The sequence below is a fragment of the Rubrivivax gelatinosus genome, from assembly GCF_016583785.1.
Classification (GTDB): domain Bacteria; phylum Pseudomonadota; class Gammaproteobacteria; order Burkholderiales; family Burkholderiaceae_C; genus Rubrivivax; species Rubrivivax gelatinosus_B.
Window position 1 is genome coordinate 1 of record NZ_NRRU01000013.1, and the last position, 24,035, is coordinate 24,035.

General features: G+C 68.6%; 25 protein-coding genes. 12 read left to right on the top strand and 13 right to left on the bottom strand.

Going from position 1 to position 24,035, the window contains the following annotated elements; translation table 11 throughout:
• The first annotated feature begins 9 nt into the window (after nt 1–9).
• The 4 genes from CKO43_RS05060 (at nt 10) to CKO43_RS05075 (ending at nt 3,614) form a co-directional block, all read left to right on the top strand.
• On the top strand, nt 10–852 hold the full coding sequence (locus tag CKO43_RS05060; RefSeq protein WP_200378016.1) for a CheR family methyltransferase: 843 nt from the start codon (nt 10–12) through the stop codon (nt 850–852).
• 59 nt (nt 853–911) lie between these two features.
• Nucleotides 912–1,583 carry a chemoreceptor glutamine deamidase CheD gene (cheD, locus tag CKO43_RS05065; RefSeq protein ID WP_200229593.1) on the top strand — a complete coding sequence of 224 codons (672 nt, stop codon included), beginning with the start codon at nt 912–914 and terminating at the stop codon, nt 1,581–1,583.
• A gap of 34 nt (nt 1,584–1,617) precedes the next feature.
• A complete protein-coding gene (locus tag CKO43_RS05070; protein WP_200229591.1) occupies nt 1,618–2,703 on the top strand; it encodes a protein-glutamate methylesterase/protein-glutamine glutaminase in 1,086 nt (361 codons plus the stop codon).
• Nucleotides 2,704–2,810: 107 nt separating this feature from the next.
• Complete coding sequence (locus tag CKO43_RS05075; RefSeq protein WP_200229589.1) at nt 2,811–3,614, top strand: sulfite exporter TauE/SafE family protein; 804 nt, start codon at nt 2,811–2,813, stop codon at nt 3,612–3,614.
• Here the strand turns inward: CKO43_RS05075 and hemW are convergent.
• The 5 genes from hemW to CKO43_RS05100 form a co-directional block, all read right to left on the bottom strand.
• Entirely contained in the window at nt 3,611–4,849 is a 1,239-nt protein-coding gene (hemW, locus tag CKO43_RS05080; protein WP_200378017.1) for a radical SAM family heme chaperone HemW, read from the bottom strand. The genes CKO43_RS05075 and hemW overlap by 4 nt on opposite strands.
• Nucleotides 4,842–5,480, bottom strand: a complete 639-nt coding sequence (gene rdgB, locus CKO43_RS05085) for an RdgB/HAM1 family non-canonical purine NTP pyrophosphatase (RefSeq protein ID WP_200378063.1) — start codon at nt 5,478–5,480, stop codon at nt 4,842–4,844. Before rdgB ends, hemW begins: the two co-directional genes overlap by 8 nt.
• A gap of 15 nt (nt 5,481–5,495) precedes the next feature.
• A complete protein-coding gene (gene rph / locus CKO43_RS05090) occupies nt 5,496–6,224 on the bottom strand; it encodes a ribonuclease PH (RefSeq protein ID WP_200378018.1) in 729 nt (242 codons plus the stop codon).
• A 166-nt stretch (nt 6,225–6,390) separates the two neighbouring features.
• Complete coding sequence (locus CKO43_RS05095) at nt 6,391–7,299, bottom strand: PP2C family protein-serine/threonine phosphatase (protein ID WP_200229583.1); 909 nt, start codon at nt 7,297–7,299, stop codon at nt 6,391–6,393.
• Nucleotides 7,300–7,305: 6 nt separating this feature from the next.
• Nucleotides 7,306–8,274, bottom strand: coding sequence for a serine/threonine protein kinase (locus CKO43_RS05100; protein WP_200229581.1), 969 nt, complete (start codon nt 8,272–8,274; stop codon nt 7,306–7,308).
• A gap of 30 nt (nt 8,275–8,304) precedes the next feature.
• On the opposite strand from CKO43_RS05100, the gene CKO43_RS05105 reads away from it, so the two are divergent.
• The 3 genes from CKO43_RS05105 (at nt 8,305) to CKO43_RS05115 (ending at nt 11,090) form a co-directional block, all read left to right on the top strand.
• Nucleotides 8,305–9,204, top strand: a complete 900-nt coding sequence (locus tag CKO43_RS05105) for a YicC/YloC family endoribonuclease (RefSeq protein ID WP_200229579.1) — start codon at nt 8,305–8,307, stop codon at nt 9,202–9,204.
• A gap of 96 nt (nt 9,205–9,300) precedes the next feature.
• Complete coding sequence (locus CKO43_RS26285) at nt 9,301–10,719, top strand: tyrosine-type recombinase/integrase (RefSeq protein WP_346728207.1); 1,419 nt, start codon at nt 9,301–9,303, stop codon at nt 10,717–10,719.
• Nucleotides 10,720–10,838: 119 nt separating this feature from the next.
• Nucleotides 10,839–11,090: a helix-turn-helix transcriptional regulator gene (locus tag CKO43_RS05115; protein WP_346728208.1), complete on the top strand. Its 252-nt coding sequence runs from the start codon at nt 10,839–10,841 to the stop codon at nt 11,088–11,090.
• Nucleotides 11,091–11,497: 407 nt separating this feature from the next.
• On the opposite strand, the gene CKO43_RS05120 is transcribed toward CKO43_RS05115, so the two are convergent.
• The gene (locus CKO43_RS05120; RefSeq protein WP_200378019.1) at nt 11,498–12,079 is read right to left on the bottom strand and encodes an RES family NAD+ phosphorylase; all 582 of its coding nucleotides are present in this window, start codon (nt 12,077–12,079) and stop codon (nt 11,498–11,500) included.
• A gap of 9 nt (nt 12,080–12,088) precedes the next feature.
• Complete coding sequence (locus tag CKO43_RS05125; protein WP_200378020.1) at nt 12,089–12,559, bottom strand: MerR family transcriptional regulator; 471 nt, start codon at nt 12,557–12,559, stop codon at nt 12,089–12,091.
• Between the two features lie 540 nt (nt 12,560–13,099).
• On the opposite strand from CKO43_RS05125, the gene CKO43_RS26290 reads away from it, so the two are divergent.
• From CKO43_RS26290 to CKO43_RS05140, 3 genes are all read left to right on the top strand, one after another.
• The gene (locus CKO43_RS26290; protein WP_346728209.1) at nt 13,100–13,267 is read left to right on the top strand and encodes a helix-turn-helix domain-containing protein; all 168 of its coding nucleotides are present in this window, start codon (nt 13,100–13,102) and stop codon (nt 13,265–13,267) included.
• 10 nt (nt 13,268–13,277) lie between these two features.
• Nucleotides 13,278–14,534, top strand: coding sequence for a type II toxin-antitoxin system HipA family toxin (locus CKO43_RS05135; RefSeq protein WP_200378022.1), 1,257 nt, complete (start codon nt 13,278–13,280; stop codon nt 14,532–14,534).
• Between the two features lie 181 nt (nt 14,535–14,715).
• Entirely contained in the window at nt 14,716–15,183 is a 468-nt protein-coding gene (locus CKO43_RS05140) for a helix-turn-helix domain-containing protein (protein WP_200378023.1), read from the top strand.
• Between the two features lie 110 nt (nt 15,184–15,293).
• Here the strand turns inward: CKO43_RS05140 and CKO43_RS05145 are convergent, their stop codons facing one another.
• From CKO43_RS05145 to CKO43_RS05170, 6 genes are all read right to left on the bottom strand, one after another.
• Nucleotides 15,294–15,608, bottom strand: coding sequence for a hypothetical protein (locus CKO43_RS05145; protein WP_200378024.1), 315 nt, complete (start codon nt 15,606–15,608; stop codon nt 15,294–15,296).
• Nucleotides 15,609–15,753: 145 nt separating this feature from the next.
• Nucleotides 15,754–17,214 (bottom strand): HAMP domain-containing sensor histidine kinase, encoded by a 1,461-nt coding sequence (locus CKO43_RS05150; RefSeq protein WP_200378025.1) that lies wholly within the window; start codon nt 17,212–17,214, stop codon nt 15,754–15,756.
• Nucleotides 17,211–18,092 (bottom strand): type 1 periplasmic-binding domain-containing protein, encoded by an 882-nt coding sequence (locus CKO43_RS05155; protein WP_200378026.1) that lies wholly within the window; start codon nt 18,090–18,092, stop codon nt 17,211–17,213. Before CKO43_RS05155 ends, CKO43_RS05150 begins: the two co-directional genes overlap by 4 nt.
• 10 nt (nt 18,093–18,102) lie before the next feature.
• Nucleotides 18,103–20,217: a TonB-dependent receptor plug domain-containing protein gene (locus CKO43_RS05160; RefSeq protein WP_200378027.1), complete on the bottom strand. Its 2,115-nt coding sequence runs from the start codon at nt 20,215–20,217 to the stop codon at nt 18,103–18,105.
• Nucleotides 20,218–20,221: 4 nt separating this feature from the next.
• Nucleotides 20,222–21,088 carry a CPBP family glutamic-type intramembrane protease gene (locus CKO43_RS26295; RefSeq protein ID WP_200378028.1) on the bottom strand — a complete coding sequence of 289 codons (867 nt, stop codon included), beginning with the start codon at nt 21,086–21,088 and terminating at the stop codon, nt 20,222–20,224.
• Nucleotides 21,089–21,118: 30 nt separating this feature from the next.
• On the bottom strand, nt 21,119–21,757 hold the full coding sequence (locus tag CKO43_RS05170; protein WP_200378029.1) for a response regulator: 639 nt from the start codon (nt 21,755–21,757) through the stop codon (nt 21,119–21,121).
• 252 nt (nt 21,758–22,009) lie between these two features.
• Between CKO43_RS05170 and CKO43_RS05175 the strand changes: the two genes are divergently transcribed.
• On the top strand, nt 22,010–22,402 hold the full coding sequence (locus CKO43_RS05175) for a hypothetical protein (protein ID WP_200378030.1): 393 nt from the start codon (nt 22,010–22,012) through the stop codon (nt 22,400–22,402).
• Between the two features lie 34 nt (nt 22,403–22,436).
• Nucleotides 22,437–23,150: an autoinducer binding domain-containing protein gene (locus CKO43_RS05180; RefSeq protein WP_200378031.1), complete on the top strand. Its 714-nt coding sequence runs from the start codon at nt 22,437–22,439 to the stop codon at nt 23,148–23,150.
• The last annotated feature ends 885 nt before the right edge of the window (nt 23,151–24,035 follow it).

Sequence of the window (24,035 nt, forward strand, 5' to 3'; positions counted from 1 at the left end):
CCCCGCCCCATGAACGCTCCCCTGCCCGTGCTGGCCAATGTCGCCGAACAGGAGTTCACGCTCTCGGCGGCCGACTTCGAGCGCATCCGGCAGCTCATCTACCAGCGCGCCGGCATCAGCCTGCACGCCGGCAAGCAGGCGATGGTCTACAGCCGCCTGTCGCGCCGGCTGCGCGAGACGGGCTTCCGCGACTTCTCGAGCTACCTGCAGGCGCTTGAACGCGGCGGCTCCGATCAGGAATGGCAGGAGTTCGTCAACTGCCTGACCACCAACCTGACCGCCTTCTTCCGCGAGGAGCACCACTTCCACGCCCTCGTCGAGGACCTGCGCGCCCGTGCCTCCAAGCCGATCCGCATCTGGTGCAACGCCGCCTCGACCGGCGAGGAGCCGTACTCGCTGGCGATGACCGTCGCCGAGACGCTGGGCAGCTCGGCGCAGGTGAAGATCATCTGCAGCGACATCGACACCAAGGTGCTGGCCACGGCCTCGCGCGGCGTCTACGGCGCCGACGCGCGCGGCCTGTCGCCCGAGCGCCTGAAGCGCCACTTCCTGCGCGGCACGGCGCAGAACGAAGGCTTCATCCGCATCAAGCCCGAGCTCGCGCGGCTGATCGAGTTCCGCAGCTTCAACCTGATGAGCGCGAGCTGGTCGGCACTCGGCGACCCCTTCGACATCGTGTTCTGCCGCAACGTGATGATCTATTTCGACAACCCGACGCAGCGCAAGGTGCTCGAGCACACGCATGCGGCGATGAAACCGGGCGGCCTGCTCTACGTCGGCCACTCGGAGAACTTCACCGACTCGCGCGACCTGTTCAGATTGCGCGGAAAGACGATCTACGAGCGCGTCTGAGCGCGCTTGCGAAGCAGTCCCGACTCAAGATCCGGTCCGAACAGGACGATATGACGACCATGTCACTCGCCCCTTCTTCCGCGGTACAGGCCGCTCGTGCGCCCGCCGCCGGGCCGTCGCGCCTGGAACGCCTCAAGAGCGCACCGCGCCGCCCGGGCGAGGCATCCTTCTTTTTCTACGACTCTCACTTCCGCAACGAAGCGGTGAAGGTGCTGCCCGGCGAGTTCTTCGTCTACGACGAGGACATCCTCGTGATGACGACGCTGGGCTCGTGCATCGCCGCCTGCCTGTGGGACCGCGAGAAGAAGCTCGGCGGCATGAACCACTTCATGCTGCCCGACGCCGGCGGCAGCGCCGACTGCGGCCGCTACGGCTCGTTCGCGATGGAACTGCTGATCAACGAGATGATCAAGCGCGGCGCGACGCGCTCGACGATGGAGGCCAAGGTCTTCGGCGGCGGCGCGGTCATCAGCGGCATGAACACGATCAACGTCGGCGAACGCAACACCGCCTTCGTGATGGATTACCTGCGCACCGAGCGCATCACGGTGGTCAGCAAGGACGTGCTGGACATCTATCCGCGCAAGGTGTGTTTCCTGCCGCACAGCGGCAAGGCAATGGTGAAGAAGCTCGCCTCGGCCAACACCGAGGCGCTGGTGGCGCAGGAACGTGCTGCAGCCACCCAACGCGTGCCCGCCGGCAGCAGCGGCGGCAGCGTCGACCTGTTCTGAGGACGGCGCCGCACAGGCAGGAGAGAACATCAAGATGAGCAAGACCCGTGTCGTCGTCGTCGACGACTCCGCCCTCGTGCGCGGCCTCTTGGCGGAGATCATCAACCAGCAGCCCGACATGATCTGCGTCGGCGCCGCGTCCGACCCGCTGGTCGCGCGCGAGATGATCCGCAACCTGAACCCGGACGTCATCACGCTGGACATCGAGATGCCGCGCATGGACGGCATCGACTTCCTGTCGCGGCTGATGCGGCTGCGGCCGATGCCGGTGGTGATGGTCTCGACGCTGACCGAACGCGGCGCCGAGGTGACGATGAAGGCGCTGGAACTCGGCGCCGTCGACTTCGTCTCCAAGCCCAAGATCGGTGTCGCCGACGGCCTGCGCCAGCTCGGCGACGACATCACCGAGAAGGTCCGCACCGCGGCCAAGGCACGTGTGCACCGGCTGGCGACGCCGGCACCGGCCGCCCCGGGCAGCAGCCCCGCCAAGCCGGCGATGGTCAGCCCGCTGGGCCGGCTGTCGACCGAGAAGATCATCTTCATCGGCGCCTCCACCGGCGGCACCGAAGCCACGCGCGAAGTCATCACCCAGCTGCCGCCGGACGCGCCGGCGGTGATGATCACCCAGCACATGCCGCCGGGCTTCACGAAGAGTTATGCCGCCCGCCTGAACGGGCTGGCGCGCATCCGCGTCGCCGAAGCCGTGGACGGCGAACGTGTGCTGCCGGGCCACGCCTACATCGCGCCGGGCGGCCTGCACCTGTCGGTCGAACGCTCCGGCGCCAACTACATCGCCCGCGTGCGCGACGGCGACCCGGTCAACCGCCACAAGCCTTCGGTCGAGGTGCTGTTCCAGTCGGCGGCCCGCGTCGTCGGCCAGAACGCGCTCGGCGTGATGCTCACCGGCATGGGCGCCGACGGCGCGCGGGCGATGCGCGAGATGCGCGACGCCGGCAGCTGGAACGTGGCCCAGGACGAGGCCACCTGCGTCGTCTTCGGCATGCCGCGCGAAGCGATCGCGCACGGCGCCGCGCACGAGGTGCTGCCGCTGACGCGCATCGCCCCGGCGCTGATCGAACGCCTGCGCAGCACCGCCGGCATGGCGACGACGCGCGTCTGACCCCGCAACCACGGGCCGCGGCGCGGCCCGGTCCTTGCTGCCCCCGTAGCCATGGGTCCCGGCCCGCACGCCTTCATGCGTGCGGCTAGCATCGGCGCCCGGTATTGATGCAAGGAACGGATTTGGACGCCTCGTGGGTGAACGCCATTGCCGGCTTCGGCGTCGGCACGGTCGTGGGCATCACTGGCGTCGGCGGCGGGGCGCTGATGACGCCCATCCTGGTGCTGCTGTTCGGCGTCGCCCCGGCTTCGGCCATCGGCACCGACCTCTGGTTCGCCGCGATCACCAAGACCGTCGGCGGCTTCGTGCACCACTCGCGCGGCACCGTCGACAAGGAGGTGCTGAAGCTGCTGTGCATGGGCAGCCTGCCGACCTCGATCGCGACGCTGGCCTGGCTGCACCTGAGCAACGCCGCGCAGCTGAAGAGCGGCATGCTGATGGCGGCACTCGGCGCGGTGCTGCTGCTGACCGCCGTCGCGATGCTGTTCAAGAAACGCGTGCAGGCCGTCGGCCTGAAGCTGCGCACGCTGTCGCCGCTGGACTTCAAGCGCGCCCAGCCGGCGATGACGGTTCTGGCCGGCGCCATCCTCGGCCTGCTGGTGACGCTGACCTCGATCGGGGCCGGCGCGCTGGGCGCGGTGATGCTGGTCTACCTCTACCCGTTCCGGATGACGCCGACGCGCCTGGTCGGCACGGACATCGTGCACGCGATCCCGCTGACCATCATCGCCGGCACCGGCCATCTGCTGATGGGCAACGTCGACCTGCTGCTGCTGGGCACGCTGCTGATCGGCTCGATCCCCGGGATCATCCTCGGCTCGCACCTGGGCTCGCGCCTGCCCGAAGGCGTGCTGCGCCCGGCGATCGCGACGCTGCTGGTCGTCGCCGGGGTCAAGCTGCTGCACGTCTAGAGGCTGCGGCCTCGGGACGGCGCCAGGAACAGCTGCTGCAGGTCGGAGAGGAAGTCGAAGCCGCGCACGCTCGGCGCCAGCCGGCCGTCTCGGTGTTCGAGCAGGCCCCGTTCGAGCGCCTGCGTCAGCCCCGGCTCCAGCGCCGTCGGCGCCAGGCCGGTGCGCTGGGCGAACAGCGCCGGCTCGAAGCCGTCCTTCAGCCGCAGCGCGTTGAGCATGAACTCGAACGGCAGCTCGGCGGCGCCGACCTCGTGTTCGTTGGACACCGCGTTGCCGGCGAGCGCGTGCTCGACGTAGGCCTGCGGCTCGCGCCAGCGCACCTGGCGCACGATGCGTTCGGCGAACGACAGCTTGCCGTGCGCACCGGCGCCCAGGCCGAGGTAGTCGCCGAAGTGCCAGTAGTTCTGGTTGTGCACGCAGCGGTGGCCCGGGCGCGCGAAGGCCGAGACCTCGTAGCGCGCCAGCCCGCTGGCCGCGGTGCGTTCGGCGATCAGGTCCAGCATGTCGCTGGCGAGGTCGTCGTCCGGCAGGCCGGAGGGCGGCGCCGACGCGAAGCGCGTGTTCGGCTCCAGGCTCAGGTGGTAGATCGACAGGTGCGGCGGCGCGTAGGCCAGCGCGGTGTCCAGTTCACGTGCCAGCGCCGCCAGGTCCTGGCCCGGCAGCGCGTACATCAGGTCGAGGTTGAAGGTGTCGAAGGCGCGTGCCGCCTCCTCGACCGCGGCGCGCGCCTGGGCGGCGTCGTGCACGCGGCCGATCGCCACCAGCGAGGCGTCGTCGAAGCTCTGCACGCCGATCGACAGCCGCGTGACGCCGGCGGCGCGGAAGGCGGCAAAACGTTCGCGCTCGAAGGTGCCGGGGTTGGCTTCGAGCGTGACCTCGCAGCCCGGCACCAGCGGCAGGCGCGCGCGCACCGCAGCCAGCAGCCGGTCGATCAGCTCGGGCTCGAGCAGGCTGGGCGTGCCGCCGCCGATGAACACGCTCTGCACCGGCCGGCCCCAGACCAGCGGCAGCGAAGCGTCGAGGTCGGCGATCAGGGCGGCGACGTACTGCGCCTGCAGCGCCGCGTCGGGGCGGCCACCGCCGCCGGCGATCTCGTGCGAGTTGAAGTCGCAGTACGGGCACTTGCGCAGGCACCAGGGCACGTGCAGGTACAGCGCCAGCGGCGGCAGCGCGTCCAGGCGCACGGCGCCGGGTTTGAGCCAGCGCACGGCGACTTCGGCGCGGGTATCAGCCAAGGTGCCAGGCTTCGCGCAGCATGGCGCTCATCTGCGCCGCAGCGCGGGCCCGGTGGCTGTGCGCGTTCTTCGTCGCCGCGTCGAGTTCGGCCACCGTCGCGCCGAGTTCGGGCACGTAGACCAGCGGGTCGTAGCCGAAACCGCCGCTGCCACGGCGTTCGGCCAGCAGTTCGGCGCTCCAGCGGCCCGACGCGACCAGCGGCTCGGGGTCGTCGGCGTGGCGCAGCGCGACGATGACGCTGACGAAGGCGGCACGGCGGTCGGCGACGCCGGCCATGCGCTCCAGCAGCAGCGCGTTGTTGGCGGCATCCTGCGCGGCGCGGCGGGCCTCACGGTCGGCCAGGGCTGCGGCTTCGGCCGGCAGCGGCGCGTAATGCGCCGAGATCACGCCCGGCGCGCCGCCGAGCGCGTCGACGCACAGCCCCGAGTCGTCGGCGACAGCGGCGCCGCCGGCGGCACGCGCGGCGTGGCGCGCCTTGGCGAGTGCGTTCTCGACGAAGGTGTGGTGCGGCTCCTCGGCTTCAGAGATGCCGAGTTCGCCCTGGGGCACGAGTTCGATCGCCAGCGTGCCGAAGAGCGCACGCAGTTCCTTCAGCTTCTTCGCGTTGTTCGACGCGAGCACGAGGCGCAGCACCGCCTTCGCTCCTCAGGCCGCCGCCAGCGCCGCGCGCTGGGCCGCGACGAGTTCGGCGATGCCCTTGCCGGCCAGCGCCAGCAGCGCGTCCATCTCGACGCGCGTGAACGGCACGCCTTCGGCCGTGCCCTGGACCTCGACGTAGTGGCCGGCGCCGGTCATGACGACGTTCATGTCGGTGTCGCAGGCCGAGTCCTCGATGTACTCCAGGTCCAGCAGCGGCGTGCCCTCGACGATGCCGACCGAGATCGCGGCGACGTGTTCGCGGATCGGCGAGGCGGCGATGCGGCCCTGGGCCAGCAGCCACGTAACCGCATCCTGCGCGGCGACGAAGGCGCCGGTGATCGCCGCGGTGCGCGTGCCGCCGTCGGCCTGCAGCACGTCGCAGTCGATCAGGATGCTGCGCTCGCCGAGGGCGCCGAGGTCGAAGACGCTGCGCAGCGAGCGCCCGATCAGGCGCTGGATCTCCTGCGTGCGCCCGCTCTGTTTGCCGCGGGCGGCTTCACGGTCGCCGCGGGTGTGGGTGGCGCGCGGCAGCATGCCGTATTCGGCCGTCACCCAGCCCTGCCCGCTGCCGCGCTTGTGCGGCGGCACCTTCTCCTCGACCGACGCGGTGCACAGCACCTGGGTGTCGCCGAAGGCGACCAGCACCGAGCCTTCGGCATGTTTGGTGTAGTGGCGGGTGATCGTGACCGGGCGCAGCGCATCGTGGGCGCGGCCGGCGGAGCGGACGAAGGTCATGGCAGGAGAGTCGCAAAACGAAGCCGCCATTGTCGCCGCCCGGCCCCATCGTCCGTCGAACCAGAACCCCTCCTGGAGGGGCAGGGGTGCGACCTTCAAACTGGAGCCCCCTCGCGGAGGGGGCTCGGGGAGCGCACAGAAAGGATCGCTGCAAGCGATCAGGAAGTCATCGCTTCTGCGATGACTTCCTGATCGCTTCGTTGATCTCGCGGATCGACCGCTCGATCTCGGCTTCGTCGAGTTCGTCCGCCGGCTCGCCGGCCATGCTGGCCTGGATCGTCGACGCGAAGACCTGGTCGCCGAGCGACATCGTCGAGATGCCACCGGAGCTGTCGCCGTCCTCGGCGCCTTCCCATTCGACGGCGATGCCGGTGACGTTGTCGCTGCGCGCGCCGCCCAGGCGCAGCGCCTGCTCGACGAGTTCGGGCACGGCGTCGGAGATCGGCCGCTGCGTCAGATGCTCGGTGATGACGGCGTCGCTGACCTGGCCCCACAGCCCGTCGGAACACAGCAGGATGCGGTCGCCGGCCTGCATCAGCAGCGGGCCGGCGGTGTCGACGACCGGCTTGCCGGGGCTGCCCAGGCAGGTGAAGAGCACGTTGCGGTTGTAGCGCTCGCCCATCGGCACGACCTGCGACAGCGTGTCCTGCAGCTCGGAATAGGAGTGGTCGCGGGTGCGCGCGATCAGCTTGTCGCCGCGCACCATGTACAGCCGCGAGTCGCCGCAGTGTGCCCAGTAGGCCGAGTGGCCCTGCAGCACACAGGCGACGACCGTGGTGCGCGGCGTGTCGACCAGCGCACGTTCGGTGGCGTAGCGCAGCAGCTGGTGGTGCGCGGCGATGATCGCGTCGTGCAGCGTGCGCATCGGGTCGCGCAGCGAGGGCCGCGCCTCGCGCTGGAAGACCGCCGCCAGCGTCTGCAGCGCCAGCTGCGCCGCGACCTCGCCCTCTGGATGCCCGCCCATGCCGTCGGCGAGCGCGAACAGGCCCGCGTCACGCGTGTAGCAGTAGCCCATGCGGTCTTCGTTCTTCTCGCGGCCGCCCTTGCGGCTGACCTGGTAGACGGCGAAGCGCATCGGGCGTCAGGCCTTTTGCCCGGTCTTGATGGTCTCGATCTGGAGCTTGAGCCGCTCGCTGAAGCTCAGCTTGGTGTAGCGGCGCTCGGTCTCGCGCGCCAGTTCCTTCTGCAGCGCGAACACGCTCTGCGGGCGCGACAGCGGGTCCAGCGACATGCACCACTCGGTGACCTCGATCAGGTTGTCCGAGTAGACGTTGCGCAACCGCGAGAGCGACAGCGCCAGGCGGTCCTTCTCCAGGCGCTGCGGGGCGTCGTTGGGCGGGTAGCCCTGCATGCAGGCGTAGATGCAGGCGCCGATGGCGTAGATGTCGGTCCAGGGGCCCAGCGAGCCGTCGCGGCGGTACATCTCGGGCGCGGCGAAACCCGGCGTGTACATGGGCCGGATGAAGTTGCCTTCCTTGGACAGCACTTCGCGTGCTGCGCCGAAGTCCAGCAGCACCGCCTTGTTGTCGTTGGTGACGAAGACGTTGGCCGGCTTGATGTCCAGGTGCAGCATCTTGTGCTGGTGCACGATGCGCAGGCCGCGCAGGATCTCGTCGAACAGGCTGCGGATCGTGCTCTCGCGGAACACCTTGTCGCGCTTCAGGTCGCGCGCGGTGACGATGAAGTCCTGCAGCGTGTCGCCCTGCAGGTAGTTCATCACCATGTAGACGGTCTCGTTCTCGCGGAAGAAGTTCAGCACCGAGACCACGCTCGGGTGGCTGATCTGCGCAAGCGAGCGGCCTTCTTCGAAGAAGCTCTTCAGGCCCAGGCGGTACAACGGCTGCTTGTCGGGCTTGACGCGCGGCGTCAGCTCGCCGGCCGAGCGTTCGGCCAGCGACGAGGGCAGGTATTCCTTGATCGCGACGAGCTGCTTGTCCTGCCCCTCGGCGAGGTAGACGACGCCGAAGCCGCCAGCGGCGAGCTTCTTGACGATCTGGTAGCCCCCGACCACGGTGCCCGAAGGCAGCGGAGCAGGTTTGGGCTTTGACATAATCGCCGGCTTTTCGAGGGGTGGAAATCGATGGCCGTTTATAGCATGACGGGGTATGCCAACGCCGCTTCGGCGCCCGCGTCCGACGGCCCGTCCAAGGCCTCCGTGACCGTGGAGGCGCGGTCGGTCAACGGGCGTTTCCTGGACCTTTCGTTTCGCATGCCCGACGACCTGCGCGGGCTGGAGCCGGCGCTGCGCGACCTGCTGGGCACGGCGTTCCGTCGCGGCAAGATCGAGCTGCGCATCTCGACCGCGCGCGACAACGACAGCGCCTGGCCCAACCCCAGCTCCGAGCAGCTGAACCGGCTGGTCCGGCTGGAGGCTTCGGTGCAGGGCTGGATGTCGCAGGCGCGCGGTCTGTCGGTCAACGAGGTGCTGCAGTGGTGCCGCAGCGGTGCCGGCAGCGAGCGCCTGGACGAACCCGCACTGGAAGCGGCCAGGCTGTGCATCGAAGGCCTGCGCGACGCCCGGGCACGCGAAGGCAAGCGCCTGGTGGCGATGCTCGTCGACCGCCTGAACAAGCTGCGCGACCTGGCCGACAAGGCCGAGCCGCTGCTGCCCCAGGTGGTGCAGCGCCAGCAGCAGCGTTTCCTGGAGCGCTGGAACGAAGCGCTGCACAACGCCAACGCCGGCGCCACCGTGCCGGCGAGCGCGCTGCAGGAGCGTGCACTCGCCGAAGCCGCCGCGTTCGCGATCCGCATCGACGTCGCCGAGGAGCTGACGCGCCTGCGTTCGCACCTGGACGAGATCGAACGCCTGCTGAAGAAGGGCGGCGAACTCGGCAAGCGCCTGGACTTCCTGATCCAGGAACTGCAGCGCGAAGCGAACACGCTGGGCTCGAAGTCGCCGGCGATCGAGCTGACCGCGATCTCGGTCGAGATGAAGGTGCTCGTGGAGCAGATGCGCGAGCAGGTGCAAAACATCGAGTAGGTTTTCGGGGGTGTTCGGGGCGTCCCAAAAACGCACCTAACCCCTTGATGTTCCTGGGATTTCGGTCACCAGGACGTCTCAGGCGGTTCCGCCGAAGTGCGTGAACCGTGTGAGGTTTACTGTGAGGTTCGAGCCCGAACCTCACACCTCGTCAGCCCATCCGGGCGGCGAACCTCACACCCAAAACGGAGAACTACCGTGACTGGGACTGAGAAGAGCATTACCGATCGGACACTGCGAGCCTGGCTCGCGGCCGGCCCCACCAACAAGAGCATCGGCGACGGGCTGACGTTCATCGCCAGCGACGCGTCGGCGGCCGTCGGCAAGGCGTCGTGGATCCTGCGCTATCGCATCGGCGGGCGGCAGCGCGAGAAGGTGCTGGGGCGCTACCCCGACCTCTCGCTCAAGGACGCACGCGAACTGGCGCGACGCGACCGGGCGCAGGTGCAGCAGGGCGTGGACATCGCGGCTGCCAAGCAGGACGTGAAGGCGCGGCTGGCGGACGCCCGGGACGTGCGCGAACTCGGCAAGCTCTGGCACGCGCGGCACATCGCGGAGCGCTACAAGCACCCGAAGGTGGTCGAGCGCATTCTGGAGCGGCATGTGTACCCGGTCATCGGCACGGTGCAGATCGTCGACGTCCGGGAGCACCACATCGACCAGGTGCTGACGCGCACCGTAAAGCGCGGCGCGCCGACGATCGCCAACGACGCGCTGCGCATCCTGTTCCGGATGTTCCACTTAGCGATGAAGCGGCAGTGGGTGGACCGCAACCCCGCGGCGAGCTTCGACCTCAGCGACGCCGGCGGCACCGAACGGCCGCGCGAGCGCTGGCTCAGCACCGCCGAACTGCAGGCGCTGGCCAAGGCGATGCGCAACACGCCGAGCTTCGGCCGCATCAACGAGCTGTCCGTATGGCTGCTGCTCGCGCTGTGCGTGCGCAAGATGGAACTGCTGGGCGCACGCTGGGACGACTTCGATCTCGAAGCGGGCGTCTGGCTGCTGCGGCCCGAGCGCACGAAGACCGGCGCCCGCATCGAGATCCCGCTGACCGAGCCCGTGCTGGCATGGCTGAACGAAGTGCGGCTGCTCTCCTGCTGCAGCGACTACCTCTTCCCGCCGAGACGCCGCGTCGGGATCCGCCCGGACACAGGGCAGCGCAACCGGTTCCCGCACGTCAGCCCCGACACGCTGAACCTGGCACTTCGGCGGCTGGAACTCGACGGCGTCGAACACTTCACGGTCCACGACATGCGGCGCACCGCACGCAGCCACATGGCCGCTCTCGGCGTCGACCGCTTCGTCGCCGAACGCTCGCTGAACCACAAGCTGCGCGACGTCGAGGGCACCTACAACCGCTACGACTACTTCGACGAGCGGCGGCGGGCGCTGGGGGTGTGGGCCGAGATGCTGAGGAGACTGGCGGCCGGGGAGGTCGAGGAGAGCCAGGAGACACCGCGGGGCCGGTTCAGGATGTCGAAACAGGCGGATGGAAATGCCGAAGCCAAGGGCTGAGCGCCATTGTGCGATCAGGCGCCCGGCGCGCTTGGCTGAGAGGGTCGCGACCTGACGGGACCAGGATTTCCGGCGGAATCCAGCGGCGCCGGCGAACACTGCGGGACTAGAGTGAACGCGTGGCAACGCCCCTGGAGAACGCCATGCCGTACAGCTTCAATGCCCGCAGCCTTCGGCCATCCGCGGAACCCGACGGCTTCATGCGTCTGCAATCGGTCATGCGACTGACTGGCCTAGGGCGGTCGACGATCTACCGGATGATCAACCGGCAGACGTTCCCGAAGCCGGTCCAACTGAGCGAGAGGTCGATCGGGTGGCGGCGGGTGGAGGTGGAGGAGTGGAGCAGGGGCAGGCCTGCGGCCACGCGGTGAAAGGTAGGCTGCGCCAGCGACTGCTCCACCCCGTCTGCTGTCGGTCGCGCTCAGGCGGCGAATGTCGGCGGCTGCCGGAAGCAGACTTTCGAATGCAGCGCCGTTGCCCGGCAACTCACGCACGAAGATGCGACCGACGCCGTGCTCCTGATGCCGTACGAAGACCTGCGGGCACTCCAGGTCAGCGTCGATAACACCGACAAGCTGGGGCTCGCCCGCGTCAACTGGGACGGGCCGCGCTACGGGCGCGTAGTGGACTCTAGCCAGGCCACGCTTCAGTCGGCATGTCGTTGTACGAAGCGCGAGCGTACTTGGCGCACGCCAACCTCCAGCGGCCGCTCGGCCGGACGTGGGACGAACTCGCGCGCATGCAGCGCGGCCGCATGGTCTCCTGACGCGGCCCAACCTCACGGAGTAAGCGGCACCTTCGCCCCGCGGATGGCATCCGCCGCCGCTCGGTGCATAGCACCCGACGGGTGGACCAGCGGCAGCTTGGTGAGGAGCCGGACGCAGCGCATCGCCAGCGAGCCGAACAGCACGACGCAGTCCGAGCCGTACTGCTGCGCCGAACGGTAGGAGATGCCGCTGTAGCCGGCGTTGCGCGCCTCGCCCGCCAGTTCCTGGGTCTCGCGGTAGCGCAGCGACTGCAACACCGGCCAGGCGCTGGCGTGGAATCGCAGGTCCAGCAGGCGCAGGGGCGCCGTCGTCTGGAGGGTGAGCAGCCCGCGGCCTGCAAGCGTCGACATGGACAGCGAGGTGGCCTCCCGCCGCGCAAGCGTCTCGTAGACCGCCGCCTCGCTCGTCTCGGCGAAGTACGCGACCTCGTCGTCGACCAGATCGAACCGGTTCAGGAGGAGGCCGCGGGGCGGAATGCGGAGCGGTCCGACCGCCACGGCGCCGCGGCGCGACCGCAAGCGCTGCACCCGATACAAGATCCTGGGCGCCGGAAGGATGAAGTCGGGTGCGTGTTCGAGTTCTGCGAGCTTCATGGGCGAGGGTCAGTTGCCCTCATGCTCAGCGATGTCGAGAACACGTTTGCCTTGCCCTTGCTCGATGGCCGCGCGTGGCGTGACGCCGCCAAGAGCGCCGTGGGGCGTTTCCAGGAAGGCGAGCAGCGCCCAGCCTTCGGTCGTGCCGAGCGCAGCAGCGAGTTTGGGCAGCAGCGGCCAGACCAGCGGCTCGAACTGCCACCGGGGCAGGCGGAAACCGCGCTTGGTCTGGGACAGGCCGATGCACCGGCCTTTGGCGATCCAGGCGTTGACGGTGACCCGACTGGTGCCGGCGAGTTCAGCGGCCTCGTCGGTCGAAACCATGTCGTCGGCCGCCAGGCGCGCACTGCGTGCGGCCAAGCTACTGTTGAGCAGGGCGCGAGTCGCTTCGAGACTGACGTAGTCGGCAAGGCCGGGTCTGGGGGTACGTGTGTTCCCGACTTGGGAGTCGGAGGGGAGATGCAAGGAATCTGTCTTCATGGGTCCGGGGGCAGCTCGCTGGAATCGGCCGCCCAGTAGGGAGTCAGGGGTTGTTTCCTGGCCGTGGCCGGCGACATGGAGCATCGTCTCCATGACTGGGACGACTACAGCTAAGGTGGAGGCGCCGGGTCTCTCGTTAATCTCGTTAAGTTGGATTTTATAGTAAACCCAGTCGGAGGCAAATCCAGCCCAGCCCTGCGCGAGACAAGCCTCCTCTTGCCAGCCCGCCTGCCGTCTGTATTGGGTCGGCGCTTCATGGGGCGCAGTACCCCGCAGTGGCTCCACGCGCTACGTCCAACTCCACCGACGCGGTCCTGAACGGACTCCCGCAGCGTCGCCCGGAACCTCACAAATTGCCGATCGGTCATTATCCGGTTGACATCAGGGCATGCGCGCCTCAGACTTACCGATCAGTAATTCCTTGGTGTCGCGATGCCTCCCTCGACACAAAACTTCCCGCTCGGTCATCGAGACTCGTCCGAGATCTCGATCCGCTCATCCGCCGAACTGGGCGCCACCATCCGCGGCCAACGCAAGCAGTTGGCCCTGACGCAACTGGACCTGGCCGGCCTGGGCAACACCGGCAACCGCTTCATCGTCGACCTGGAGAACGGCAAGCCCACGGTGCAGTTGCAGAAGGCGCTGGACATCCTGGACCTGCTCGGACTGGAAGTCGTGGTGCGCAGCAAGGCGTCGCGTTCGCTGTGAGGAGCCGATGATGGACCCGCGGCCCGATCGCCTGGACGTCTGGTACGGCAGCGAGCTGGTCGGCACGGTGCACGACAGCATGCCGCTGGCGTTCGAGTACGCGCCCGGCTGGCTGGCCGGTGGGCAGCGCATGTCGTTGGCCACGATCGCGCTGCAGCCGGGCCGGCAGGACTCGGCCGCCGTGCAAGCCTTCTTCGAGAACCTGCTGCCCGAAGGCGACCTGCGCGAGTACCTGGCGGCCCAGCGCAAAGCCTCGACGCTGTTCTCGCTGCTGCTCGAAGTGGCGGGCGACACGGCAGGCGCCTGCGTTCTCGTACCGCCCGGCCAAGTGCCCGAGCCACCGCGGTACGAGGCGACCACCTGGGAAGCCATCGCCGCCATCATCGGCAAGCGCTCGGCGTCGGCGATCGACCTTCAGGGCGAAGGCGCGCGCATCTCGCTGGCCGGCGCGCAGGACAAGACCAGCATCGCGCTCTTCGATGACGGCGTGCCGCGCCTGCCCAAGGGCACCTCGCCATCGACCCACATCCTCAAGCCCAACATCCGCCGCCTGGCCAAGGTGTGGCATTCCGCCGCCAACGAGGCGATCGTGATGCGTGCCGCAGCCCTCTGCGGGCTGCCGACGGCCGAGGTGTTCTACGAGCCGCTCACCGAGTCCTGCGTCGTGTGCCGTTTCGACCGCATGGCGCGTCCGGACGGCACGCTGGCGCGGCTGGTCCAGTACGACCTGTGCCAGCTGGCCGGCACGCTGTCGGACCGCAAGTACGAGAAGGAAGGCGGGCCGGGACTGGCCGCCTGCGCGGAGCTGGTCAGACGCTACAGCGCCCAGCCGGCACCGGACCTGCGCCACCTGGTGCGCTGGGTGTTCTTCAACCTCTACGTCGGCAACAACGACAGCCACGCCAAGAACCTGTCGCTCTACAGCTTGCCGGGCCAGGGCGTGAGGCTGACGCCGTTCTACGACCTGATGTGCACGCGGTTGTATCCGGGCCTGTCACCGGAGTTCGCGTTCGCGATCGGCGGCGAGGCACGCCCCGGTGAGCTGGGAGCGGACCACCTGACCCTGCTCGCACGGCAACTCGGCATGCAGCCGCGCTACCTGAAGCAGCAGGCCGCCGACGTCGCGGCAAGCCTGCCTGCAGCGATGAGCCAGGCCGTGCAACAAGTCGCCCCGGCGCTGTCGCCTTCGGCCCGCACGCTGGCCGGGCGGCTGGAGAAGTTCGTCGCCTCGTCGACGAAGAAGATTGCGGCGCGGCTCATAGCCTAGCTGCCGGGCTCACACGCAGCGATCCAGGCGCCCGTAGCCAACGACCGCTGCACCAGGCGCTGCATGCCGCTGCAAGGCGGCCCACCACGACTGCACAGTCCGACCTGGTCACCCGTTGAGCGTTTCGTTTATTTCGAATACGATCGCGAGCATAACCATTTGTGCAGCAGAGCCGTCCACCATGACCCAGCCCACCACCTTCGAGGCATCCCTTCCGGTTGCGCGGGAGGTCGCTGCGGCCACCCAAGGACAGCGGGAACTCGCCGCGTTCCTTTCAACCCAGTCGGACACCCAGCGGATCCAGATCTTCGACGAGAAGAACGAAGCGCACGCCGTGGAGCTGCCGACGTCGGCCCTGCGCCTGCTGGTCGACATCCTGTCCGAGCTTGCCGACGGCAACGCAGTGAAGGTGGTTCCCATCCATGCGGAACTGACCACGCAGGAAGCGGCCGACCTGCTCAACGTGTCGAGACCCCATCTGGTCAAGCTGCTGGAGACGGGCGCGCTGCCGTTTCACAAGGCAGGCAAGCACCGGCGGGTCTGCTTCGCCGACTTGATGGCATACAAGGCCGCGCAGGAGAAGCGCAGCGCAGAGGCGCGGCAAGAGCTTGCCGAGCAGGCGCAGGCGCTTCAGATGGGCTACGACTGAAAAGCATGCCCCTCGCTGCAGCACTCGGGTCACACAAGCAAGCGCGACGGAGAGTCCGGTGCATGCGCGCGCTAGACCATCTCGTCTCGCAACACGGCCGGCGCACGCACTCAACCTGCGACCAGGATCTGGCCAAGCTTCAGCAAAGCAGTAAAGACGATCAGCGGCGCAAGCAGTCTCCATAACCCGACGGTGGTGAGGCGATAGCGCTCGTTTGCGAAGACGGCCCGCGCGAGCCTCCGGATGGCCAGAAAACCGCAGCCGGCCAGCCCAACCATGCCGACGAGCCCCGCGTCGGCCGGAACGGCGCAGATGCAGGCGGCGATCCCGGCGGGCCAGGCCAGAGCATCGACCGCCGACACGATGCGACGCCCAGGCCAGACATGCAGATCGGGTCGGGGGCCGCGCACGAAGAAGAACCACATGGCATCGCTCCGTTCAGAACGGCGCGTCGGCGCCGCCGACGAACAGTCTGCGGCACCATCCGGTGAGGCGCCGCGCTGGATTCCGACGTAAATCCAGCGCCGCAGGCGAGAGGAAGCACCTCGCCCTCAACAACCTGGGGGACGGCTACGCGCGGTCGTCTGCGCTGGCGAGCGGCAGCATCGCCGCGACCCGCGTTCCTCCACCGGGCACCCTGTCGATCGTCAGTTCGCCAGCGTAAGCCGCGACCCGCTCGCGCATCCCGACGAGTCCCAGACCCGAAGTCGCAGCGACAGCCGCCGGCATCCCAACCCCGTTGTCCTCAACGACGACGCGCACCCCGGCGCCTCCCACTGTCCGCGCAAGCGTCACAGAGCACTGCGTCGCTTCGGCGTGCTTGACCACGTTGGTGAGCGCCTCCTGGATCAGCCGGTAGACGCCGATGGCCTGGTCGTACGACAGCGGGCCGATGTCGCGGTCGACCTTGAGCCGAAAGCGACAACGCGGGTGGATCTCGTCGTACTGTCGGACCATCTCCTCGACCGCGCCCGCCAGGCCGAGTGCGTCCAGCACCTCGGGCCGAAGCTGCTTCACCATCGCTCGCGCCCTGCCGTACAGGTCGTCGGTGAGGCGTGCGATCCGCTCTGCGGCGTCCGCGGCTGCGTGCATACCCTGCCCTCGCGCGTCTTCCGCCAGCGACGACGCGATGAGGCGGATCGACACCAGCGCGGCGTTCAGCTCGTCGTGGATCTCCACTGCGATGCGGCGACGCTCCTCCTCGACCAGCCGGTTGCCGCGGGCGATCAGGCGGCGCTTCTCGGCGTCAGCGGCCGTGAGCCGCTCGACGGCCTGCTGCAGTTCCCGGGTGCGTTCTCTCACCTGCTCTTCCAGGTACTGCCGGCTGAGCTTCACGGCGCGGGCCATCGTCGCGATCGAGGCCTGCAGCTCGCCCAGTTCACCGGAGACACGCGGAGTCAGCGTGACGGCGTAGTCGCCATCGCGGATCGAACGTAGCGCACCCATGGCGTTCTCCAGCGGCCTCCGCAGGCGGCGGGCCATCAGCAGCCCGGCCGCAGCCCCCAGGGCCGCCGCCGCCAGCACGAGGGCCACACCCAGGAGCAGGCGACGCCGGGAGCCGGCCAGCAACGGTTGCGGCGACAGGTCCACCTGCACCCATCCCAGCCAACGGGCCGTACCCCGCACGCCCGGTGCCGTGTCGTACAGGTCCACGTCGAGCGGCTTCAGCGAGATCGGTGCCTCGAAGCGCCACTCGGCCACCTGTCCCGGGCGCGAACGAACTTCGACGACCGGCCAGCGTTCCGCGTCGAGCACCCGGGCCGCCGCGACCACCGGATCCGCCTCGGCAACACCGCGCAGCGTCGCCTCGACCGCTGACGTGTTCCCCGACACGACGCCGTACTGCACCGCCTCGGCCAGCGTCACCGACAGGAAGCGGCCTCGCTCCTCAAGAGCCTCGTTGACCTCCGTACTCGTGACCACGTAGAGGACCACCGAAACCACCAGTGCCATCGCGCACGCTGGAACGAGCACCAGGGTCAGAAGTCGTGCGCCGAGGCTCCAGGACGAGGGCGGGAGCAGGTTCTTCATGGCCGATCTCCCAGGCGGCGCACGTCGTCGTCGACGACGATGTCCAGCGAGCGCGCGACGCTGTCGTTGACGGCTGCGCGCCAGAAGCGTGGGTACTGCGGCACCGGCGGTTGCCGGCCAGTGGCCGCGTCGACGAGGGCGGCGAGCTGGGACACCAGCCCGTCGGCATCGGCATAGGCGGACGCCAGCGTCCCGGCCCGGACCAAAGAGGGCGAGAAGCCGATGACCGGCAGCCGGCGCCGGTAGCTGGCCTCCAGCAGCTCGCGCAGGCTGGCGGGCGTGTAAAGCGTCGCGTCCGGGAACAGAAGCAGCGCCTGGGCATCCTCGACGCGAGACAGCAGGCGCGACATCGTCTGGGCCGGGGGCGCCTCGGCGACCAGCAGCCGAAGGCGCGCCTCGGTCGCCGCGCGCTGAAGCTCGGGCACCAGACCTGCCGAAGCAGGTGACACCAGCGTCGCCACCGTGATCTCGCGCCGGAAGATCGCGGCGATCAGGCGCATCTGCTGCGCGGGCGAGGCCTCGGCATAGACGGCCGTGCTGCGCAGGCCGCGCGCCGCGAGATCGGGCCGCAGGCGCTCGTAGCCCTGACGCGAGACCAGAAGAGAGACCAGCAGCGCATCGAACCTCTCACCGGCGGCACGCGCCAGTGCCTGAGGCCCCAATGCGACCAGAACGCCCGGCGCCCTGAGCCGCGCAACACCAGGCGCGTAATCGTTGGCCCCGGGGAAGCGCGCCTTGATCCGCTGCAGCAGCTCCCGCGCTTCTGCGTTCTCCCCGGCCATGAGACGAATCTCCGGGCCGGAAGCACCCAGCGCCCGCGTCAGGCAGGCGCCAGCCAAAGCGGCCAGCCGCGCAGCGAAGGCGCGCCGATCGAGCATCGACGCGCGCTCAGCGCATGCGGGCCGACAGCTGGAGGTAGCCCTGCAGACGGCTGTCGTATCTCCCGTACAAGCCGCTCGGATCGCCGTTCGAGTAGGTTGTCACCGGCCGGTCCAGTCGTCGCACGCCGGCCGCGAACGACCACCGCCAGCCGTCTGTCGCCCACTCGCGACCCAAGGTCAGGTCTTCGCGCCCGTATGCCGACTCGGCCAGGCCGTTGCCCGAGGCTCCGACGTAGGCGGCGGAAGCAAACCAGCCAGCGGCGAACTCCCGGCTCACTCCCACGGAGCCGCTGTGTCGGGAGTACTGCGAGCGCTCCAAGGGGTGGCTGGCGCCGCGGCTGTCCAGGTAGGCGTAGTTCACGAACGCGGAGCTGCGCTCGGACAGCTGCCAGGAGAGCTGCACTTCGGCCCCCTGCAACGTGACGCGGTTGTCGTTCGTCGGTGGCAGGCCGGCGAGGTTGGTCCGCTCGGAGATGAGGTCGTAGAGCCGCTCCCGGAACACCCGGGCGTCAAGCATCAGGCCGGCGTCGGGCACGTTCAGCAGGTAGCCGACCTCGCGCGAACGGACCTGCTCGCTGGTCAGCGAGCCGGGCCCCACCCGGCTCTGGTAGAAGCGCGCCGTCGTCGCACCGCCCAGCGGTGGATCGAGGTCCGTCAGCGTGTAGCTCCAGTTGGTGCGCTGTTCCTGGATGTCGGGGCTGCGTGTGCCGTGCGACACCGCAAAACGCACGGTCTGGCGAGGCGACAACCTGAAGTTCGCCGCAACACGCGGAGAGAAGGTCGAGGGCGATAGGTCGCTGTCCTCGTAGTAGCCGCCGATGTTGAGCGTCAGCCAGTTCCGCGGCCGCAGGTCCACGTTAGCAAACAGCCAGTGCAGGCGGCTGGTCACCGAGCCCCCGAGGAAGGTCTCACTCTCGCCGCCCTGCCACCGCATGCCGGCTCCGGCCACGACACGCAGAGTGTCGGAGGCGACGAAGGTGTCCTGGATCTCCAGGTCGGTGCGGCTCTGCACCGCATCCTGGTTCAGCGTGCCGCAGACAGGTTGAACCGCCGCAGGTCCCAGCGCGGCAATCGCCTGCAGCGCCGCCAGCGCGAGCAGATCGTCCTGTGGGCGGCCACCCGCCGGCTGCTGACCCGCGAGGATGGCGTTGGCGTAGGCCGGGTTGGCTCGCCACATGGCGTACATCTCGGGGAGCAACGCCACGGCGGGTGGGCAGCTGCGCCAGGATTGCCGGTTGCGCTGTCGGGCGTGAGTCAGTTGGACCTGCAGCTCGTGCCGCGGCGACAACTGCCAGCGGCCGAGGGCGCCGAGATAGAGGTCACGCAGCTGCCGGTCGGGATAGCTCTGCTGGAAGTCGTCGGCGAACTCGACTTCGGACTCGCCGGAGACCACCGCCCCTTGAATGTCCAGCGACGCGGCGTCGGAGATCCGCGTCGACGATCGCAGGTTCAAGCGGTCGAGCGTCAGCCCGTCGTGCCCGGCCGGGTCGCGTGCGAGTTCGTCGTATCCGCTGTCGCGGCTGCGTGCCGCCGTGAGGCTCAGCGAGGTGCGCCGAAGATCGAGCCCCGCGCGCGCCACCGCCTCGCTCTCCTGCGTGCCCAGCCTGAGGGCGCCGTAGGCCTTGCCGACATCGGCCGGATGGCGGGTGATGATGTTGACGACGGCCAGCATCGAGTTGGGCCCGTAGCTCGCGGAACTGGGCGCCCGCGTGACCTCGATCCGGTCGATGTCGTCGATGACGACCGGCAACTGCGACCAGATCACCTCGGAAAACGCGGGCCGGTAGACCGAAATGCCGTCGATCAGCACGTTCATGCGCCGGGGCGACAGCACGTTCGTGCCGTGATAGCCGATGCGGTAGGCGGGGTCGGTCCCGCGCGTCACCGCCATGCCCGGCACGAAGCGCAGCGCCTCGGCGATCGACGTGATGCCCCATCGCCGGAACATGTCCTGGGTGATTACCGTCACGCTGGCGGGCACGTCGGCCAATGACTGCCTCAGCCGCGTCGGCGTGATGACCACCGGCATGCCGTCGACCGCGGGATCCGGCTCAACCGGCTGTGACCAGGCGTGGCCCGCAACCAGCGAGGCGGCGACGATCCAGGAGTGACGGTTCCGCATGTGCTCACCTCGCTGCATAGGGGTAGGTGAAGCCGAAGAAGTGCACGGCGTTGAGCGTGAAGTGCGCGACGACGGCGGCCTCGATGCCGCCATGGCGATACGCGAGCCCGTAGCCGACCCCGGCGGCGCCCGCAGCCAGCACCAGCGCCGGCCCGCCGCCGGCGTGGGCCAGGCCAAAGAGGAGGCTGGCCAACGCGATCGGCAGCCAACGCGCCGACGGACGCGGGCCGAGCGCCACCGCGAGGCGCTCTTGCAGGAGCCCGCGGAACAGCGCCTCCTCCATGACACTGGTGAGGAACGCGTTCGCGAACATCCACGCCGGCGCGATGGCGGGCAGCTTGGGAGCGAACCCGATGAAGCCGGAAGCCCAGACGCCGCCTACGACCGGAACCGCGGTGGCCAGCCCGACGCCCAGCCCAAGCAGTAGCGCATGACGGACGTGACCGGCCGGACGATGGCACCAGAGTGCGAGCAACAGCAGCCCGGCAATACCCTTGTCGAAGTTGAGCCGCAGCGTCATCGGCGCCGAGTCCGCCGAGAGCCGGATCTGGTCCGCCACCACCCAGGGGTGGAGTCCGGGGATGGCGTGCACGGTAAACGCGAGCGCCAAGGCCAGCGCGCCCAAAGCCGCGGCGTAGCGAGCACCGCGCTGCCGCAAGTGCACCGCGCCAGCGCACAGGGCCCACAGGGCAGCAATGGCGAGAACGCCCGAGGCCTCAATTAGGCCCGAGAGCGTCGCCGCAACGACCGCCGCACCCGCGAGCACAGCCCACGGGGCCGGCACGCGGTGCCGATCCGGCGACCACGGCAGCCAGATCGCCAGGATCGCGGTGGCCAGCAGAAGGAATGCCACCGCCATGGCGTCAGCCACGAGACGCGCCGGCTTCGCGCCGGCGCCGGTTCAGGGTTCGATCAGCCCGTACCGCATCGCCAGCCGGGTAATCTCGGCGGGACGGTGCACCCCGAGCTTCTCCTTGACCGCCTGGGCGATCGTGCTGATCGTCTTGGTCGACAGGCCCATACGCTCGGCGATCTCGTTGTTGGTCGCGCCGGTAGCCAGTTGCACGAAGATGTCCAGCTCGCGCGCCTCCAGCCTCGCCCGAGGAGACTCCTCCCCGCGCAAGCCCAGCAGAGCCAAGCGCTCTGCGATGGCCGGCAGGAAGTAGGTCTTGCCATTTGCCGCCGCGTGGATCGCGGCCGCCAGCTCTGCTGGCAGGGTGTTCTTGGTGATGAACGCGGCGGCCCCGAGCCGGTAGGCCTCGCGGATCACCTCGTCCTGATCGAACTGGCTGTAGAAGACGATGCGCGCTGCCGGAGCGCGCTCCCGCAGGCTGCGGGCCACGTCGAGACCCGTCGGCCCGGGGCCGAAACGAACGTCCAGCACCAGAACGTCGGGTTTCGCTTCCAGATACGTGGAAACAACCTCCTGAGCGCACTCCACCTGCCCCACGACTTCCACGTCGTGGCGCACCAGGGCTGCCCGCAGGCCTTCGATGATGACCGGATGATCGTCCGCGAGCAGCACTCGCACAGGGGCCATGTGCCCTCCAGGATCGGCGTTGATCTTGTTCTACCAGCACTCCCGCCGAGCGGGCGCGGTCCTGGGTGCGGATCATGTACCGGCGACCACGCGATGTGAATGAGGTCACGACGATCCCTCTGTTGATTTCCGATACAGAGAAGTCTTAGCTTCTTGTTGACGGAAGCTACGCGCCTCCTATCATGGAACCCAGCATGACGTTCCGCAAACTCGGAACGTTTCCAACCGTGTGTGCCGACCGAGGAGCCGCCCATGTTGGATGCCCACACCTTCACGCGGACCGCGGCTGCACGCCGCACCCGGCGAGCGCCTGGCCGGGGGAACGAAACCGGCCAGCGGCCACTCGCTGCGGTCGCGCAGAGACTCCGGCGGCCCGGCGTGCATCCAATCGGTGAACAAACGGCGTTGCGGCTCGCCAGCAGCGACGGCGCCCTCCGGCTGGTCGCCCGCCGGTGGCCATCTCGGCTTTACGTGGAACGCAGCCAGCAGTTGCCCGGTGGCTCCACGGCGACCCTGTCCATGGTGTTCGACAGCGTGGGCGCTTTCGAGTCCTGGTGCGGCGTCGATCCCGCGCGGTTCGAAGAACCGCTGATGCTGGCTCAACTACGCCGGTTCGGTCATGAGGTCTTCGGCGAGCGCGGCTGATCCAGCCGCTGAGGCTGCGGCTCCCGATCCCACGGTGTGGGACACGGTGGCGAGGCTGAATGAAACGGCCGACCAGGCCGGTGTCGTGCAACTGCTGACCCAGGCCGCAAGTCAGCTCGGCGCCGACGCAGCCTGCTTCATCGGTTCGGTGCGCCTGTCCGCGTCGCGGCGAGCGCACCGGCTGATCGCCGCCTGCGATCCGGCGTGGGCATCCGACTACCTGCTCCGCCAGCGCTTCGAGCACGACCCATGGCTGCTCCACGCTCGTAGGGGAACGGACCCGGCACTTGGCAGCGCGATCCCTCCCGCTAGCGTCGATCAACAAGACACCGTCGCCGCTGCTCATACCGCTGGGCTGCGCTCGACCTGGGTCATCCCGGCCATCTCATCGGTCGGCGAGGACCGGATCGGCGTGCTGTACCTGGCCTCCGGCGTCGTGGGCCGTTTCGAACAGGATCCGCTACTGGCGTTCCGGGTGAAGGTAGTGGGCAGGTCTCTCGCGATGGAGCTTCACGAATGGCTGCACATCCAGATGCGCCGAGAGCTGCTCGCCGAAAGCCGCCTCACGGACGCTGAGATCGATCTGCTGCGACACGAAGAGCAGGGGCACGGCAGCAAGGCCATCGCGATTGCGCTCAACACAGAGCCAAAGACTGTCGACTGCAGGTTCCAGCGCATCATCGCGAAGATGGGCGTCGCAAGCCGGCGGGAGGCTTGGAGGGTAGCAAGGGTGCACGGGGTGATCTAGCCGGGCTCGACAGGGCGCAGGCAATGTCCGTTTGAACGCCATACCCGATTGCGTTGCGGCGTACCGGGAGCCAGCATCAGTGACGGATGGCTGCGGCTGTGAATGCCCCAGATTCTTGAGGAGGCTGTCACGACAGCCTCCTAAGGCTGCCAGCTCCCCCTGGACACACAACGTCCCTGCGTACAGCATGCGGCCATCCAGCGCAGCCTAGAGCATCTAGGAAAACGCTTGGGCGATTTTCATTTGCTTGACATTTCCCCTCCAGCGACGTCCCGGCTGATCAGAAATAGGATACCAAACACCGGACCAGAAGCCGGGGGACGCCCCAGACCGTTGACGAAGGAAGTTGGCGCTCTTCCTGAAGCACCCGTACATTTAGCGCCTGCGGAGAAATTAATGGGTATTCTTGGGACGCTTGATGAGCTACTGTTTGGCCCTCCAGGAGAAGTCAGTGGCCTGCTTGGGACTCCAATCAACTATGCTCTGGAGAATCCTGGCAAAGCAGTTTTGGCCGTCGGTGCAACCGTAGCGACTGGCGGGCTCGCTGCCGCCGCCGCTCCAACAATTGCGGCGGCGGCCGGCGGGGCCGGATTGCTAGGAGCGGCCAGCACGGGAACGGCAATTAGCACATTGTCTGGTGCTGCCCTCACGAACGCTTCTCTTGCCGCCGTAGGAGGCGGAGCTTTAGCGGCAGGTGGTGGTGGGATGGCAGCCGGCACAACTGTTATTGCCGGTGCCGGGGCACTCGCGGGCGCTGGCGCATCATATGGCGCCATTAAGGCGACCGGTTCAACCGGACCCAAGGGCGGATCGACCCGCAATCGGAGGAAGAAGTCGTCCCCGCCTGATTTGCCGTCAGCGCACAGCAAGCCAGTGGAGGAGACT